Below are 17,042 nucleotides of genomic sequence, written 5' to 3' on the forward strand. Positions count from 1 at the left end.
GCCGTTGAACGCGCGGATCGAAGATGTAAAAAGCTGTAAGGAAGTTGTTCGCCGCGCCGCTCAACCGGCCGCTGAGTCGGCTTCGCCGAGGAAGCCGGCGCGGCGCAGGGCTTCGGCGCCGTCGCGGCGCAGGCTACCCAGGCGTGCGCCCCAGGCTCGCGGGTCGACCCCGGCCGCGCCCAGGGCCTCGCGCTCCAGCTCGCCCAGGCCGGCGCCGAGCGCCACCAGGCCCATGGAGTGGCAGCTTCCGGACAGGCGATGGGCGATGTTCGCCGCCTCGGCCAGGTCCACCTGGTCCAGGGCTTCGGCCAGCAGCGGCAACTGCTCGTCCAGGCTTCCCAGCAGGTTGCCCAGCAGTCCGGCGAGCTTGTGCCGCCCCAGCAGGCGGCGGTGGGTCTCGAGCATTTGCCGGTCCAGCGCGGCGTCCGCCGCAAGCGCAGGCACGCCGGTTCCGACCTCGCCCAGCGCGCGGCGCAGCTCGTCCATCCGCAGGGGCTTGCCGAGCACGCCCTGCATGCCCGCGGCGAAGTACCGACGCACCATGTCCGGCTGGATGCTGGCGGTGAAGGCGAAGACCGGCGTGGCGCGGTTCAGGCCGTCGAGCTGCCGGCGAATCCCGGCGCAAAGCTCGAGGCCAGCCATCCCCGGCAGGTGCATGTCCAGCAGGATCAGGTCGAAGCGCCGCTGCCGGCACAGCGCCAGGGCCGGCCCCGCGTCCTCGGCCAGCATCACCCGGTGGCCGTCCCGCTCGAGCAGGCCCTGGGCTACCTCGCGGTTGAGCGCCACGTCCTCCACCAGCAGCACCTCCAGCGCAGACACCGATGCCGCCGGCGGCGTCGCGCCGGACAAGCTCGCCAGCGCCAGCTCGATCTCGAACCAGAACGTACTGCCCTGGCCGACCCGGCTTTCCACGCCGATCCGCCCGCCCAGCGCTTCCACCAGCCGCTTGCTGATCGCCAGGCCCAGGCCGGTTCCGCCGTAACGGCGGGTCACGGCGTCGCCGCCCTGGGTGAAGCGTTCGAAGATGCGTTCGCGCATTTCCTCGGGAATGCCGATTCCATCGTCCGCGACGCTCAGCCGCAGGCGCTCGCTTCCTGCGCTGCGCGCCAGCCGCTCGACGCGAACGCGCACCTCGCCGGCCTCGGTGAACTTCACCGCGTTGCCCAGCAGGTTGGTCAACACCTGGCGCAGGAACTGCTCGGCGCCGCGATGGCCGTCATGAACCTGCGGGTCCAGCCACAGGTCCAGCCGCGTGGCGTTCTCCCGCGCCCGCGGTTCGAGCAGGGTGAGGACGTCCTCGAGCAGGCTCCGCAAGGAAAAGTCCACCGCTTCCGGCACATCCGCCGCTTCCTCCAGCCGGGCGAAGTGGAGGACCTCGTTGAGGATCGCCAGCAGTCCCTCCCCCGCTGTCGCCAGTGCCCGCAGGCGCTGGCGGTCACGCTCGCCGAGCGATGCCTCGCGCAGCAGCTCGGCCATGCCCAGGATGCCGTTCAGCGGGGTACGGATCTCATGGCTCATGGTCGCGAGGAAACGGCTCTTGGCACGGTCGGCGGCTTCCGCCTGGTCCTTCGCCCGGCGCAGGCTGGCGGTGCGCCGCTCGACCTGCCGACGCAACTCGTCGCGGTCAGCGTCGCGCCGGCGGCGATCGGTGCGCAGGGCCTGGCGCATGTCCTCCAGGGCGGCGGCGACGGCGTCGATCTCGTCGCGTTCGCGGTCCGCCTTGTCCAGTCGCAGCGGCTGTTGCAGGTCGCCTTCGGCGATATGCCCAGCGAACTCGGACATGCGCCACAGATGGCGAGTGACCAGGCTGTGGAACAGCCAACTGAGGGCCACCGCCAGGCCGCAAAGGAAACTGCCCATCCACAAGAGGCTGGCCAGGCCGCCGGAGGCCAGCCGGCGATAGACCGCCGCCAGGTCGATGGCGATCTCCAGCTCGCCCAGATGCCGACGCTCGCCCCCCGGCGGCTGGTAGCTCAAGGGAAAGCGCTCGACCCGCAGCAGGCCGCGTGGACGCTGGTCGCCCTGCAGCAGGTTGAAGTCGGCGCTTTGCAGACTGACACGGGCGATGTCGGGGAAATCCCCGAGGCCGCGCAACTGCACGTTCAACTGCTCCTGGTTGAGATCCCACAGGCTGCGCTCGAAGCTGGCCAGGTAGCCGCTGCGGATCAGTTCCAGGCGCGCCTCGATCTCACGCATTTCGCGGCGGTATTCGAAGAACAGCTGCACGGCGCCGGCGAGGACAGTGAAACACAGGCTGAACAGCAGCACCCGCCACAGCAGGCGCCGCGCCAACACTCCGCCGCGGCCGCTCACCAGGCGTCCGCGCGGTTGCCGGCGAGGCGCCGATAGTCGCGCACGCTGTCGTCCAGCCAACGCTGGATGCTGCCGTCGTCGCGATAGCCTCGCAGGGCCCGGTCGATCTCGTCCATCTTCGCTGCCAGCGGCGAGTGCCGCGAGACCGCCACCCGCAGGTAGTCCACCGTCAGCGGTTCAGGCAGCGCACGGATGTTCTCGCCGCCGGCCAGGCGCTCGGCGAACAGCGTGCCGGTGCGGCGTTCGTGGGCAATGTAGTCGATGCGCTGGCGCACCAGCTTGCCGAAGTTCTGTCGGCTGTCGGAAACCCATTCGACGTTGCCGTGGCGGCCGACGAAGCGGTCGAAGTCCGCCCCGTAGCTTTCGCCGAACAACAGCCCGCCGCGATAGCCGGCGAGGTCGCCGAGGGATCGGATGCGCACCGGCCGCTGGCGGTTGTAGAAGATCGCCACCTCCTCGCGCAGCACCGGCTCGGCGGAAAACGCCAGGTCGCGATCGCGCGCGGGCGTGCGGTAGGCCAGTACCAGGTCGACCCGTCCGGCGGCGGCGTCCAGCAGGCAGCGCCGCCAGTTGCCCAGCACCACCACCTCGACCCGGTAGCCCAGCGCGCCGAACAGCCGCTTCACCAGCTCCGGCGCCAGCCCCCGGACCTGCTGGCCATCGCTCCAGGAGATCGGCGGGTATACCGGATAGTCGCAATAGCGGATGGTCTCCGCAGCCTGTGCCAGGCCGCCCAGCAGCCATCCGCAGAGCGCCAGCCAGCGGGCCTGCATGGCTCAGGCGTCGCTGGCCGCGGCGGTGAACAGGTAGCCGGCGCCGTGGATGGTGATGATCAGTTGCGGTTCGGCCGGGTCGTCGCGCAGCTTACGACGCAGGCGGCCGACCAGCACGTCGATGGAGCGATCGCTGGGCAGCCACTCGCGGTTGCGGATCTGGTCCATCAACTGGTCGCGGCTCAGGGTATGCCCGCTGTTGCGCAGGAAGGCGCCGAGCAATTGGAATTCGCCGTGGGTGAGCAGGGTCTCGTTGCCCGCGTGGTCGATCAGGCGGCGCCGGTCGGCGTCCAGCAGCCAGTCGCCGAACTGCCTGAGGGCCTGCCGGGCGGGGGCGGCGCTGGCCTGGGCATGGCGCACCCGGCGGATCAGGTTCTTCGCCCGCGACACCAGTTCGCGCGGGTTCAGCGGCTTGATCACGTAGTCGTCGGCGCCGCACTCCAGGCCGACGATGCGATCGATCTCGTCGTTGCGCCCGGTGATCAGGATGATCCCCACCTCGGAGCGCACCCGCAGCTCGCGGGTCAGGGTCAGGCCGTCCTTGCCGGGCAGGCGGATGTCCAGCAGCACCAGCTCGACCGGCTGGCCGAGATGGGCGCACTCGGCAAGGCAGGCTTCCGCCTGCTCGGCGTTGCCGGCGCAGAGGACGTCATAGCCCTCCTCGCCGAGATAGGCCTGGAGAAGCTCACGAATCACCGGGTCGTCGTCGACCACCAATACGCGCGGAACCATCGCCATCACCTTGCGCCTCCGGCGGGCCGGGGCGTTTCTTGTTCTGGGTTGTCGGACGGTGGGCGGAAGGTGCCGGGGCGCCTTCCGCTGCCAGCAGCAGCCTATCCACTACTGAACGGACGATCAACAAGCTTCCGTCGCACGCCGGAAGCGGCGATGGGCGCCCGCCTCCAGGCCATCCACCCAGGCCTCGCAGATCTGCACGCCCTGCCGCGGCGTGAAGGTCGCGGGATTCAGCCCAGACTCCAGCCACAGCCCGTCGAGCAGGGCGCTGAGGCTGATGGCCGCCAGTTCCGCGTCGAAGTCCGCCCAGCCGCCCTCCTCCGCCAGTTGCCGCAGCACGCCGACCAGCAGCGCCCGGTACTCGCCATAGGAATGGTCGTGGACCCGCCCGATCGCTTCGATGCTGCCCACCGCACCCCAGAACGCCAGCCAGGCGTCGAGCAATTGCGGATCGAGCAGCTCGGCGGAGAAGGATGCCTCGAAGAACGCCGAGAGCCGCGGGCGGGCGCCGCCCGGCGCGGTGTCGATGGCACCGCGGAGCAGGCGCATGACGCGTCCGGTGACCGCCAGGTAGGCCTCGGCCACCAGCGCGTCCTTGCCATCGTAGTGGTGATTGATCAGGCCCACCGATACCCCGGCCTCGGTGCAGATCTTGCGCACCGAGGCGCCCTGGAAGCCATGCCGCTTCAGGCAGGCCAGGGTCGCCTCGATCAGCAGCGCCTTGCGCTGCTCTGGTTCCAGACGGGAAAAGCGCACTTCCTGGTTCATCCTTTCGCGGCTCCTGCTCGTCGCCCGCGACCACCGGCGGGCAGCCCCGATGATCGCAGGTTACGTGGCGCCCGTCTCACTGGCTGGCCCAGGCGTTGAAGCGCTCCTCCAGCTCCTCGCCATGCTCGACCCAGAATTCGTCGTCCATCGCCAGGCCCTGCTCCAGGTTCGCCGGCGCGGTCGGCACCCAGCTCGCCAGTTGCGCGGGCAGGCGCTGGGCGGCCTGGCGGTTGGTCGGCCCGTAGGGAATGTTCTCGACGTAGCGCACCTGGGCATCCGGGGCATTGGCGAAGGCGATGAAGCGACGCGCCTCGGCGCCGCGCTTCGAACCCTTGACCACCGCCCAGTAGTCCATGCCGTACAGGCTGCCCGGCCATACCAGGGCCAGGTTGCGCCCCGCGCGGTGGGCGTCGGCGATGCGCCCGGTGTAGGTGGACGTCATCACCACGTCGCCGGCGGCCAGCCACTGCGCCGGCTGCGCTCCCGCCTCCCACCACTGGATGTAGGGCTTGAGCTGGCCCAGCTTGGCGAAGGCACGGTCGGCACCGGCGCGGGTCGCCAGCAGCGGATAGACCTGCTCGCGTGGCACGCCGTCGGCGAGCAGGGCGAACTCCAGGTTGTAGATCGCCCGCTTGCGCAGGCCGCGCTTGCCGGGGAAGCGCTGGACGTCCCAGAAGTCGGCCCAGGACGCCGGCGGCTGTTGCAGCCGGTCGGCGTCGTAGCCGATCGCCACGCCCCAGACCAGCGCGGCGGAACCGCATTCCTGGGCGGCATTGGCGATCAACTGCTGCTTGCCGCCGATGGCCTGCCAGTCCAGACGCTCGAACAGGCCGTCGTCGCAACCGCGCGCCAGGTCCGGCCCCTCGACCTGGACCAGGTCCCAGTCGGCGTGACCGGTGTCGGCCATCACCTTGATCCGGGCCATCTCGCCGTTGTACTCGCTCTGCACCACGGGAATCCCGGTCTGCTGCGTGAACGGCTGGAAGAACGCCACCTCCTGGGCCTTCTGTCCGGCGCCGCCGTAGCCGACCACCACCAGGCCATCATCGGCCTGGACAGGCGCGAGGCCGCCGAACGCCAGCAGGACGGCGCCGAGCAGGACGCGGCAAGGAAAAACCGGATGCGGACGGGCGCTGGCCGCGCGGCGCAATGGAAAGGAACGGTTCATGTGCGTCTCCTCTTGTTCTTGTTGTGGAGTGGATCGCAGCGAGCCGCCGGGAAGCGGCCACGGGACAGAAACTATCCAGTCGATTTTAAAAAAACAAGTTGATTTTTTACTGATGGTAAATTCATATCCTGTTTCTGAAGCGCGCCGCGAGAACAACAAGAAGGACGCCAACCGTGAATTTCCCGCACCTGTTCAGCCCCCTGGAAATCCGGGGCAAACGCCTGAAAAACCGCATCATGTCGAGCGGCCACGACACGTCGATGCCTACCGACAACCTGGTCAACGAGCCACTCGTCGCCTATCACCGCGCCCGGGCCCGCGGCGGCGCCGGACTGATCGTCATGCAGGTGGCGGGGGTCCACGACAGCGCGCGCTACACCTCGCACGTGCTGATGGCCACCGACGATGCCTGCATCCCCGGCTACCGGCGGGTCGCCGAGGCCTGCCACGCCGAAGGATGCGTGGTGCTGTCGCAGATCTTCCATCCCGGGCGCGAGATCATGGAATCCGCCGACGGCCTGCTGGCGGTGGCCTATTCCGCCTCGGCCTCGCCCAACGAACGGTTCCGGGTGATGCCGCGCGAACTCGACCAGCCGCTGATCGACGAGATCGTCGCCGGCTACGCCGCCGCCGCGCGCCGCCTGCACCAGGCAGGGCTGGACGGGGTGGAGGTGGTCGCCAGCCATGGCTACCTGCCGGCGCAATTCCTCAACCCGCGGGTGAACCGCCGCACGGATGGCTACAACGGCGACCTCGATGCCCGCCTGCGTTTCCTCCGCGAAGTGCTGGCGGCGGTGCGCGCGGCCACCTCCGAGGACTTCATCGTCGGCCTGCGCCTGTCCGCCGACGAGCGCGACCCCGAGGGTCTCAGCGAAAGCGAGTCGCTGCAGGCGGCCGAGGCGGTCCAGGGCGAGCTGGACTACCTGCACATCGTCGCCGGCACCTCGGCCTCCCTCGGCGGCGCCATCCATATCGTCCCGCCGATGGCCATCGAGCCGGCCTACCTGGCCCGCGAAGCCGGTACCTTCAAGGCGCGCCTGGCGATCCCGCTGTTCGTCACCGGGCGCATCAACCAGCCCCAGGAGGCCGAGGCCATCCTCGCCCGAGGCCAGGCCGACGTCTGCGGCATGACCCGCGCGCTGATCTGCGACCCGCAGATGCCGAACAAGGCCGAGGCCGGGCGCAGCGACGACGTGCGCGCCTGCATCGCCTGCAACCAGGCCTGCATCGGACATTTCCACCGAGGCTATCCGATCTCCTGCATCCAGCACCCGGAAACCGGCCGCGAGCTGACCTACGCAACGCCCAATCCGGCCTCGCGGCGCAAGCGCGTGCTGGTCGCCGGCGGCGGCCCGGCGGGGATGAAGGCGGCGGCGGTGGCGGCACAGCGCGGCCACGAGGTAGTGCTCTGCGAGGCCGGCGCCCAGCTCGGCGGCCAGGTCAACCTGGCGCAACTGCTGCCGCGCCGCGCGGAATTCGGCGGCGCCTCCACCAACCTGCAACGGGAGATGCAACTGGCCGGCGTCGAGGTACGCCGCAACACGCCGGTCGACCGCGCGCTGGTGGAGCGCGAACGGCCGGACCTGGTGATCGTCGCCACCGGCGCCGAACCCTATTGGCCGCCTTTCGAGCGCGGCGGCGAGCTGCAGGTGGTGGATGCCTGGCAGGTGCTGCGCGGCGAGGTGCGGGTCGGTCGCTCGGTGCTGGTCACCGACTGGCGGGGCGACTGGATCGGCCCCGGTATCGCGGAAAAGCTTGTGCGCGAGGGCCACCAGGTGCGCCTGGCGGTGAACGGCACCCACTGCGGCGAGAGCCTGCCGCTGTACGTGCGCGACCAGTTGGCCGGCGAACTGCACCGCCTGGGTATCCCGGTCACGCCCTACGCCCGCCTGTACGGCTGCGACGATACCACGGTGTACATGCAGCACAGCGCCAGCGGCGAGGCGATGCTGTTCGAGGAGGTCGATACCCTGGTGCTATGCCAGGGCCACCAGCCGGTGGACCGCCTGGCCGACAGCCTGCACGGCCTGGCGGAGGTGTTGCGGATCGGCGACTGCCTGGCCCCCCGCACCGCCGAGGAGGCGATCTACGAAGGGCTCAAGGCCGCCTGGAGCATCTGAGCGGCGCGGCCGCGGCTCCCTCGACGGGTCCCGGCCCAGCCCCTAGAATGCCGCAAACGCAGCCAGGACCCCGCCGCATGCCCCGCCCGTCACCGCCGGACGCCACCGACACGCCGCGCAGCGAAACGCACTTCCTCGGCACCCGCATCCGCGGCCTGCGCAAGCGCCGCGGCCTGACCCTGGCCGAGCTGGCCGCACAGAGCGAACTCACCGCCGGCTACATCAGCCAACTGGAACGCAACCTGGCATATCCGTCGATTCCGGCGCTGTTCAACATCGCCCGCAGCCTCGGCGTGACCATCCAGTGGTTCTTCGCCAGCGAGGCCGCGGTGGACCCGGCGGACGCCGGCTACGTGGTGCGGCGCAACACGCGCATGAGCGTGCATTACGAAGACGGCATCATCGACGAACTGCTCACCCCGCAGCCCAGCCGCCAGTTGGAGATCCTCCACTCGCGTTTCCCGCCGGGCACCTACAGCCAGCAGAGCTACAGCCATGAGGGCGAGGAAGCCGGCTACATCCTCAGCGGAATCTTCGAACTCTGGGTCGGCGACCGCCATTTCCAGCTCCGCGAGGGCGACAGCTTCAGCTACTCCAGCCAGGAACCGCATCGCTACGGCAACCCGGGCGACAGCGATACCCTGGTGCTCTGGGTGATCACCCCGCCGACGTTCTGAAACGGCCTGTCGCGATGCAGGGCCAGGGGAGGGCCGACGGGGCGAGCGCTACCCGCCGCGCCCGAGCAACCGCGCCAACCCCGCCAGCAGCCGCTCCAGGGCGCCCTGGTTGTTGCGCAGCACCTTCTCTCCGGCAGTGGCCATGGCCGTCGCGACCTCCGGCTGCGCCCACAGGCGCGCGAGGCCGTCGCACAGCTCGCCGGCATCCGTCACCTCGAGCAGCGCCCCGGCGTCGCGCAATTGCGCGGCGATGTCGAGGAAGTTGAACAGGTGCGGACCGGCGAACACCGGCTTGCCCAGGGCCGCCGGCTCCAGCAGGTTGTGCCCGCCGTTGGGCACCAGGCTGCCGCCGACGAAAGCGATGTCGGCCAGGGCATAGAGGAACAGCAGCTCGCCCATGGTATCGCCGAGCAGCACCTGGGTCGCGCGTGCCACCGGCTCGCCGCCGGAGCGCCGGACCGTGGCGAAGCCTTCGCGGCGGCATAGCTCGTGGACGCCGGCGAAGCGTTCCGGATGGCGCGGCACCAGGATCAGCAACGCGTCGGGACGCGTTTCCAGCAGGCGCCGGTGGGCTGCCAGGACGATCTCGTCCTCGCCGGCATGGGTGCTGGCGGCGATCCACAGCGGTCGCGCCGTCGCGTCCCATTCCTCGCGCAGGGCGGCAGCGGCCAGCGGCAGCTGCGGGTCGATGCGCAGGTCGAACTTGATCGAGCCGGTCACGCTGACGCACTCAGGACGCGCGCCGAGACGACGGAAGCGCTCGGCCTCGGCCTCGGTCTGCACGGCGATCCAGGACAGCTCGGCGAGCATCGGCCGGGTCAGCCCGGCGAAGCGCGCGTAGCCACGCGCCGAGCGCTCGGACAGGCGCGCATTGGCCAGCGCCACCGGGATCCCGCGCACGGCGCAGGCATGGATATGGTTGGGCCACAGCTCGGTTTCCATGATCACCGCCAGGCGCGGCCGCACCCGGTCGAGGAAGCGCGCCGCCGCCCAGGGCAGGTCGTAGGGCAGATAGCAGTGCCGGACCTGCTCGCCGAACAATGCGCGGATGCGCTCCGAGCCGGTCGGGGTCATGCAGGTGACGGTGACCGGCAGCTGCGGATGGCGCTCCAGCAGCGCCCGCACCATCGGCGCGGCGGCGATGCTCTCGCCCACCGAGACGGCGTGCACCCAGATGCCGCCGGGCGGCACCTCGGGCAAGGACAGGGAAAAACGCTCGCCGATGCGCTTGGCGTAGGCCGGCGCCTGGCGCGCGCGCCACCACAGGCGCAACGCCACCAGCGGCAAGCCGAGGTGGAACAGCAGGGTATAGAGGGTACGGTTCATGGGCGCGCAGCTTAGCAAAACTCCCGCCGACCGGCTCAGCCGATGGCGCGCAGGTGGCGGGTGAAGGTTTCGCCGAGCCAGGCCGCCGCCGGGCCGAGCACCTCGTTGCGCCGCCAGACCAGTTCGACCACCAGCGACGGCGGCGTCCAGTCGCTGGTCAGCTCCACCATCAGCCGGTCGTAGGTGGGGTACTGCACCACGTGCCGCGGCAGCCAGGCCCAGCCGAGGTTGCGCATCAGCAACTCGGCCATGGAATAGAAGCTGTCCAGCCGCCACACCTGCGGGCTGATCTGCTCGCCGCCCGGATAGCCGCTCTGCTGGGGCACGATCAAAAGTTGCCGGTGCTGTGCCAGCTCGCGGCGACTGACCCGTTGCAGCCCGGCCAGCGGGTGGCCGGCGCCGCACACCGTGACCATCTCGACGCTGCCGAGGCGCCGCCGCTCCAGCGACTCAGGCATGCGCTCATGGTGGAACAGCAGGCCGAGGTCAGCCTGCTCCTCGAGCAAACGACGGGTCACGTCGCCCTGGCCGCCGCTGGACACCTGCACCTCCAGACTGGGAAAGCGCTGCGCCAGCGCTTCCAGGCTGTCCAGCACCGGCTGGTAGGGCATCGCCTCGTCCTGGGCCAGGCGCAGCCGCGGCTCCTCGCCGCGCGCCAGGCCCAGCGCGCGCCCCTGCAGGCGCTCGCACTGGCGCAGCACCTCGCGCGCCTCCGCCAGCAGCACCCGGCCCTCGTCGGTCAGGCGCGGCTGGCGTCCGCTGCTGCGTTCGAACAGGGTGACGCCGAGGTCCGCCTCCAGCAGCGCGATGCCGTTGCTCACCGCCGATTGCACCCGCTTCAGTTCGCGGGCGGCGGCAGAGAACGACTGGCGCTCGGCGACGCTGACGAACAGGCGGATCTGCTCCAGATTCCACTGCATAACCTATCTCCAATACAGATAGGTAACGACTTTATCCCATCCGCCGGCTCCCTAGAATGGCCGCAGTTTCCGGAGGACGCCGCCATGACCAATTATCTCTACCTCGCCATCGCCATCGCCGCCGAAGTGGTCGCCACCACCTCGCTGAAAGCCGTCGCCGGATTCAGCAAGCCACTGCCGCTGCTGCTGGTGGTGGGCGGCTACGTGCTCGCCTTCAGCATGCTCGTGCTGGTCATGCGCACCCTGCCGGTCGGCGTGGTCTACGCCATCTGGTCCGGGCTCGGCATCGTCCTGGTCAGCCTGGTGGCGATGTTCGTCTACGGCCAGCGCCTGGACCCCGCGGCCCTCCTCGGTATCGGCCTGATCATCGCCGGCGTGCTGGTGATCCAGTTGTTCTCCCGCGCTTCGGGGCACTGAACGACCGTCGCGGGCGCAGGTTGTATACTGCGCCCTTTCCGTTCCCGATAAGGCAGCCCCATGCCCCAAGCCCTTTCCACCGACATCCTCATCGTTGGCGGCGGTATCGCCGGCCTCTGGCTGAACGCCCGCTTGCGCCGGGCCGGCTACGCCACCGTGCTGGTGGAAAGCGCCAGCCTCGGCGGCGGACAGAGCGTGAAGTCGCAGGGGATCATCCACGGCGGCGCCAAGTACGCCCTGCATGGCGCCCTGACCGGCGCCTCCGAAGCCATCGCCGACATGCCGCGGCGCTGGCGCGCCTGTCTCGGCAGCGACGGCGAACTCGACCTGCGGGGCGTACGCCTGCTTTCCGAGGCGCACTACCTGTGGTCGCCGGGCGGCCTGGCCGGCAGCCTTACCAGCTTCTTCGCCAGCAAGGCGGTGCGCAGCCGGGTCGAGCAGGCCAAGGGCGGGGATTTGCCTCCGGCGCTGCGCGACAAGGGGTTCAAGGGCAAGGCCTACCGCCTCACGGAAATCGTCTTCGACGTCCCCGACCTGATTCGCCGCCTGGCGGAACTGGCCGGCGACAGCCTGCTCGCCGGCGAGCGCATCGAACCGCTGCGCGAAGGCCGGGAACTGGCCGGCCTGTGCGTCGACGGCCGGGAGATCCGTGCACAGCGCGTGGTGCTCAGCGCCGGTGCCGGCAACGAGGCGCTGCTCCGCGAACTGGGCCTGGAACAACCGGCCATGCAGCGGCGGCCGCTGCACATGGTGATGGTCAAGGCGGCGACCCTGAAACCGCTGTACGCCCACTGCCTGGGGGCCGGGCCGAAGCCACGGATCACCGTGACCACCCATCCGACCCGCGACGGCCAGTCGGTCTGGTACCTCGGCGGCGACATCGCCGAAGCCGATGGCGTGGCCCGCGACGAAGCCGCGCAGATCGCCGAAGCACGCCGCGAACTGGCAAAGCTGCTGCCCTGGATCGACCTCGGCCAGGCGCAGTGGGCCACCTTGCGGGTGGATCGCGCCGAGCCGGCACAGTCCAACCTGTTGCGCCCGGACAACGCCTTCCTCGCCGAACAGGGACGCCTGCTGGTCGGCTGGCCGACCAAGCTGGCGCTGGCCCCTGACTTCGCCGACCGGGTCTGCGCCCGCCTGGAAGAAGACGGCATCCGCCCCAGCGAACATGCCGCGCTGCCGCAACTGCCGCGTCCGCCGCTCGCCGAACCGGCCTGGGAGGTAGCCTTCGCATGATCAGGGATACCCTCCACGACCTGCACCGCCCGCTGGGCGACACCGGCCTGGCCGTTTCGCCGCTGGGCCTGGGCACCGTCAAGTTCGGCCGCGACCAGGGAGTGAAGTACCCTTCCGGCTTCACCATCCCCGACGACCGCGAAGCCGCCGACCTGCTGGCCCTGGCCCGCGACCTCGGCATCAACCTGATCGACACCGCCCCGGCCTACGGCCGCAGCGAGGAACGCCTCGGCCCGCTGCTGCGCGGCCAGCGCGAGCATTGGGTGATCGTCAGCAAGGTCGGCGAAGAGTTCGTCGACGGCCAGTCAGTCTTCGACTTCTCCGCCACGCATACCCGGCGCTCCGTCGAACGCAGCCTGAAGCGCCTGGAGACCGAGCGGATCGAGCTGGTGCTGGTGCATTCCGATGGCAACGACCTGGATATCCTCGAGAACAGCGAGGTCTACCCGACTCTCGCCGCGCTCAAGCGCGAGGGCCTGATCGGCGCCTACGGACTCTCCGGCAAGACCGTCGAAGGTGGCCTGCGCGCCCTGCGCGAGGGCGATTGCGCGATGGTCACCTACAACCTGAACGAGCGCGCCGAGCGCCCGGTCATCGAGTACGCCGCGGCCCATGCCAAGGGCATCCTGGTGAAGAAGGCGCTGGCCAGCGGGCATGCCTGCCTGGGCGCCGGACAGGACCCGGTGCGCGCCAGCTTCGAACTGGTCTTCGACCAGCCGGGCGTCGCCGCCGCCATCGTCGGCACCATCAATCCGCTGCACCTGGCCCATAATGTCGCGATGGCCGCGCAAGCCCTGAAAAAGGCCTGAACCATACATCGGCTGCAACATCCGCGGGTTGACACCCGCGGTGCATTCCGCTGCCATGTTCCTCCCGAACGAGCCGTATCCTGCCTGCCGCCCTCGCCTCCGGTGGCCGGTGCATCGAACGTGAGCCTCCGTCCCGCCCCGGCGCGATGACCCGACAAGGAGCCCCGTATGCCCCGTATGCTCGCCCGCAAGGATCCGTCCGCCTTCAAGACCCTGCCGCTGCTGGTGGAGGCCTCCCCGGACGGGCTGGTCTACCAGGCCCTCGGCCTGCCGCTGAACTTCCAGCAGATGCTCGTACGCCGCCGCCGCATGGAGGTAGCCGACCCGCAGCGCTTCGTCGCCGAGCTGGCCAACCTGGGGGTCTCGGTGCGCTTGACCCTGAACTGGCAGGGCCGCGACTACTGGGTGCTGGTCCGTCAGCGCCGGCTGGACCGCGGCGATACCGTGCTCAAGCTGATCTCCGGCTACGTACCGGCCCACGAACTGAACCTGCCGCTGCTCACGGCGATCCAGGAAGTCGCCGAGGAATGCCTGGTGGAGACCGCCGGCGGCTGGCTCGGCGGGCGCTTCGGCGACACCTGGCTGCCGACGCCCTACCAGGGTTCGCTGCGCTACCGGGAGAACAGCCACTTCGTCCTCACCCCGCTGTCCGGCGCCGCCCGTCCGGTGCAAGCCGGCAGCCTGCGCTTGCTGGAGCGCCCACGCGCCTACGTACACCTGCCCACGGCCTCGCTGCAACTGGTCTACGACATGCGCCTGGAGCTGCCGCGCGATGCGCGCGAGCCGAGCCTCTACCATGTCGACGAGCGGCTCGAGAGCGGTCCGCTGGTGGCGCGTCTGGACCGTCGGCGCCCCGATCTCTACCTGCTGCCGCTGGACCAAGGGCGCCCCACCGGCGACCTGTTCACCCTGCGCAAGGGCCAGTTGCGCCCTGCGGCCACCCGCGGCCTGTGGTTGGCCGAGAGCTTTGCCGTACAGGACGGCTGGCTGGTGCATGAGGAACGCATCCGTTTCCGCGACTGGCTGGCACTGTGGCCATCCAGCAACGGCGACCAGGCCGGCGGTGGGCGCGACCGCGCCAGCGCCTGAACCGGGCGGGCTTTGCCGCCCTTTCTACTTCAACTGGCTGGAAGACTTGCCGAGCAGGCGGCGAGCGACGATGAGCAGCTGGATCTGCTGGGTGCCCTCGAAGATGTCGAGGATCTTCGAGTCCCGCGCCCACTTCTCCAACAGCTCATCCTCGGCGTAGCCGAGGGCGCCAGCCAGCTCCACGCACTTCAGGGTGATCTCGTTGGCCACCCGTCCAGCCTTGGCCTTGGCGATGGACGCTTCCTTCGAGTTGGGCAGCTTGTTGTCGGCCATCCATGCCGCCTTCAAGGTCAACAGGCGCGCTGCCTCCCACTCCGCCTCCAGGCGATAGAGAGTGGCCTCGGCGTGGCTGACGGTGAGCAGCGGTTTCCTGTAGTCGAACTTGCAGCCAGCCTTCTTCAGCAATTCGCGGGTCCGGTCCAGCGCCGCCTTGGCCACCCCGACGGCCATGCCGGCCACCAGCGGGCGGGTATTGTCGAAGGTCTCCATGACCCCGGCGAAACCCTTCTGCACGTCGACCTCGGCGTTGCCCAGCAGGTTCGCGGCCGGCACCCGGCAATCATTGAAACTGATCGAAGCGGTATCCGAAGCCTTGATCCCGAGCTTCTTCTCCAGGCGCGTCACGGTCATCCCCGGCGTGCCCTTCTCGACCACGAAGGACTTGATCGCCGCCCGCCCCAGGTTGCGGTTCAGGGTGGCCCAGACCACCACGGCATCGGCCCGCTCGCCGGAAGTGACGAAAATCTTCTCGCCGTTCAGTACATAGTGGTCGCCATCCTGGGTCGCGGTGGTGCGAATCGCCGCCGAGTCCGAGCCGCAGCCCGGCTCGGTGATCGCCATCGCCGCCCAGGTGCCGCCGAAGCGCTGCAACTGCTCCTCGTTGGCCACCGCGGCGATCGCCGCGTTGCCCAGCCCCTGGCGCGGCATGGCCAGGAGCAGGCCGACGTCGCCCCAGCACAGTTCCATCACGCCGAGCAATGCCGACAGGTTGCCGCCGTTCTTGATGCCCTCCTCTACCTGCTTGCCGGCGCGCTTGCTCGCCGAGGTCGCGCCGACAGCCTCGGGCGAGCCGCTGTTCATGCCGTCCAGCAAGGCCGCGAGCAGGTCCAGCTCCTTCGGATAGGCGTGTTCGGCCTTGTCGTACTTGCGCGAGATCGGCCGGAAATAGTTTTCCGCGACCTGATGCGCCTGGTTAGCCAGGCTGCGGAATTTCTTCGGGGTTTCCAGGTACATGTCGATTCCTCGTTCACTCGTCGCGGCGGACCGCGCACTCGCTCGGGTTCACAGGTGCAGGCCGCCGGCCATCAGCGCTACCGCGCGCAGGTCGCGGTACCAGCGCTCGGCCGGATGCTCCTTGGTGAAGCCGTGGCCGCCGAGCAGTTGCACGGCGTCGGTGCCGATCTTCATCGCCTTCTCGGCGCACAGCAGACGCGCCAGGTAAGCCTCGCGCTGGAACGGCTGGCCGCGCTCGGCCAGGGCGCAGGCGCGCCAGACCATCAGGCGCATGGCGTCCAGTTCGATGGCGATGTCGGCGACCATGAAGGCGACCCCCTGGCGATGGCTGATCGGCTCGCCGAAGGCCTCGCGCTCGTTGCAGTAGGCGATCACGTAGTCCAGCGCCGCCTGCCCGGTGCCCAGCGCCAGGGCACACCAGGCCAGGGCCGCGTGATCGAGGAAGGCCCGGTAGTCGAAATGCTCGGCGGCCAGGCGGTTGTCCGCCGGCACCTTGACGCTCTTCAGGCGCAACCGGGCGGTGCCGCCGGCCTTCAGTCCCATCGCCGGCTCGGCACGTCGCTCGACGCCCTTGGCGGAGGCTTCCACCAGGAACAGCGCAGGCCCCTCGTCGGTCTTCGCCGCGACGATCAGGCGGCTGGCCTCCAGGCCGCGCAGGACCAGGCATTTCTCTCCGGAAAGCAGGTAGTGACTGCCCTTGCGCCGGGCGCGGGTCGCCAGTTTCTGCGGGTCGAACAGCAGACTCGGCTCGTTGACCGCGATGGCGGTGAGCGGCGCCCCCTCTTCGCTGACGAACGCCGGCAGCCACTGCGCCTGCTGCGAGGGGCTGCCCCAGCGGCGGATGCAGTTGGCCGCCGACAACGGCACCAGCAGGGCCGCCGCCAGCGACAGATCGCCCTTGGCCAGGGCCTCGGCGATAAGGGCAGTGGTCACCGTGGTGCGCTCACCGGCCATGCCGCCGTGCACCTCGCCGACCCCATAGTGGGTCAGGCCCAGCTCCAGCGCCTGGTTGAGCAGTTCCGCCGGCAGGCTGGCCTCGGCATCCGCGTCATGAGCCAGCGGACGCAACACCTCCAGGGCGAAGCCTTCGAGCATGTCCACCAGCATCTGCTGGTCGTCGGAGAACGACAGGTCGAACAACCCGTCCGGATCGGCCTTGCGCGGTCCCTTCGCCTGCTTCGCCGAACGCTCGCTGGCCAGGCGGAAGCCGGTACGGCTGCCGCTGTAGAGCAGTTTCTCGAAGGGTTTGCGAAGATTGAAGCGATCCGGCCAGTCGGCCTGGGCGACACGGTTCAGTACAGCCAGGGCACGGCCCTGTACATCGGTGCTCATGGGCATCTTGCTCCACGCAGGATGGGATGCCCGGATCATGCGCCGCCGCATGGGCAGCGCCTATGACCGTCTCGCCGAAGGGAGTTGTCAGGCCAGCCAGTCATCCGCTAGGGGCGACCGGCCGGG

Annotated in this window: 15 protein-coding genes; 6 read left to right on the forward strand and 9 right to left on the reverse strand. The window is 69.7% G+C overall.

Annotated features, from left to right (window positions below):
• Positions 1-60: 60 nt before the first annotated feature.
• The 5 genes from HMPREF2581_RS14850 to HMPREF2581_RS14870 form a co-directional block, all read right to left on the reverse strand.
• Positions 61-2,313, reverse strand: a complete 2,253-nt coding sequence (locus tag HMPREF2581_RS14850) for an ATP-binding protein (protein ID WP_016254374.1) — start codon at positions 2,311-2,313, stop codon at positions 61-63.
• Positions 2,310-3,086 (reverse strand): substrate-binding periplasmic protein, encoded by a 777-nt coding sequence (locus tag HMPREF2581_RS14855; RefSeq protein WP_011666781.1) that lies wholly within the window; start codon positions 3,084-3,086, stop codon positions 2,310-2,312. Before HMPREF2581_RS14855 ends, HMPREF2581_RS14850 begins: the two co-directional genes overlap by 4 nt.
• A gap of 3 nt (positions 3,087-3,089) precedes the next feature.
• A complete protein-coding gene (aruR, locus tag HMPREF2581_RS14860) occupies positions 3,090-3,824 on the reverse strand; it encodes a two-component system response regulator AruR (protein ID WP_003109882.1) in 735 nt (244 codons plus the stop codon).
• A 117-nt stretch (positions 3,825-3,941) separates the two neighbouring features.
• A complete protein-coding gene (locus HMPREF2581_RS14865) occupies positions 3,942-4,589 on the reverse strand; it encodes a TetR family transcriptional regulator C-terminal domain-containing protein (RefSeq protein WP_003141738.1) in 648 nt (215 codons plus the stop codon).
• Positions 4,590-4,665: 76 nt separating this feature from the next.
• Positions 4,666-5,757: an ABC transporter substrate-binding protein gene (locus tag HMPREF2581_RS14870; protein WP_003095722.1), complete on the reverse strand. Its 1,092-nt coding sequence runs from the start codon at positions 5,755-5,757 to the stop codon at positions 4,666-4,668.
• 173 nt (positions 5,758-5,930) lie between these two features.
• On the opposite strand from HMPREF2581_RS14870, the gene HMPREF2581_RS14875 reads away from it, so the two are divergent.
• Positions 5,931-7,877, forward strand: a complete 1,947-nt coding sequence (locus HMPREF2581_RS14875; protein ID WP_003123586.1) for an oxidoreductase — start codon at positions 5,931-5,933, stop codon at positions 7,875-7,877.
• 77 nt (positions 7,878-7,954) lie between these two features.
• Entirely contained in the window at positions 7,955-8,554 is a 600-nt protein-coding gene (locus HMPREF2581_RS14880) for a helix-turn-helix domain-containing protein (protein ID WP_003095727.1), read from the forward strand.
• A 48-nt stretch (positions 8,555-8,602) separates the two neighbouring features.
• Here the strand turns inward: HMPREF2581_RS14880 and waaA are convergent, their stop codons facing one another.
• A complete protein-coding gene (gene waaA, locus HMPREF2581_RS14885) occupies positions 8,603-9,880 on the reverse strand; it encodes a lipid IV(A) 3-deoxy-D-manno-octulosonic acid transferase (protein WP_003114538.1) in 1,278 nt (425 codons plus the stop codon).
• A 35-nt stretch (positions 9,881-9,915) separates the two neighbouring features.
• Positions 9,916-10,800 (reverse strand): LysR family transcriptional regulator, encoded by an 885-nt coding sequence (locus tag HMPREF2581_RS14890; RefSeq protein WP_003109888.1) that lies wholly within the window; start codon positions 10,798-10,800, stop codon positions 9,916-9,918.
• An 84-nt stretch (positions 10,801-10,884) separates the two neighbouring features.
• Here HMPREF2581_RS14890 and HMPREF2581_RS14895 point away from each other — a divergent pair, with 84 nt between their 5' ends.
• From HMPREF2581_RS14895 to HMPREF2581_RS14910, 4 genes are all read left to right on the forward strand, one after another.
• A complete protein-coding gene (locus HMPREF2581_RS14895; RefSeq protein WP_003095735.1) occupies positions 10,885-11,217 on the forward strand; it encodes a DMT family transporter in 333 nt (110 codons plus the stop codon).
• 60 nt (positions 11,218-11,277) lie between these two features.
• Entirely contained in the window at positions 11,278-12,453 is a 1,176-nt protein-coding gene (locus HMPREF2581_RS14900) for an NAD(P)/FAD-dependent oxidoreductase (protein ID WP_003141739.1), read from the forward strand.
• Positions 12,450-13,262: an aldo/keto reductase gene (locus HMPREF2581_RS14905; RefSeq protein WP_003095738.1), complete on the forward strand. Its 813-nt coding sequence runs from the start codon at positions 12,450-12,452 to the stop codon at positions 13,260-13,262. The genes HMPREF2581_RS14900 and HMPREF2581_RS14905 overlap by 4 nt, the downstream gene beginning before the upstream one ends.
• 168 nt (positions 13,263-13,430) lie before the next feature.
• Complete coding sequence (locus tag HMPREF2581_RS14910; RefSeq protein WP_003114542.1) at positions 13,431-14,351, forward strand: hypothetical protein; 921 nt, start codon at positions 13,431-13,433, stop codon at positions 14,349-14,351.
• A gap of 24 nt (positions 14,352-14,375) precedes the next feature.
• Here the strand turns inward: HMPREF2581_RS14910 and HMPREF2581_RS14915 are convergent, their stop codons facing one another.
• Together HMPREF2581_RS14915 and HMPREF2581_RS14920 are read right to left on the reverse strand one after the other, a co-directional pair.
• Positions 14,376-15,584, reverse strand: coding sequence for an acyl-CoA dehydrogenase family protein (locus tag HMPREF2581_RS14915; protein WP_003095742.1), 1,209 nt, complete (start codon positions 15,582-15,584; stop codon positions 14,376-14,378).
• A 48-nt stretch (positions 15,585-15,632) separates the two neighbouring features.
• On the reverse strand, positions 15,633-16,922 hold the full coding sequence (locus HMPREF2581_RS14920; protein ID WP_003135655.1) for an acyl-CoA dehydrogenase family protein: 1,290 nt from the start codon (positions 16,920-16,922) through the stop codon (positions 15,633-15,635).
• Between the last annotated feature and the right edge of the window lie 120 nt (positions 16,923-17,042).

The sequence above is a fragment of the Pseudomonas sp. HMSC057H01 genome (assembly GCF_001836405.1).
GTDB lineage: Bacteria > Pseudomonadota > Gammaproteobacteria > Pseudomonadales > Pseudomonadaceae > Pseudomonas > Pseudomonas aeruginosa.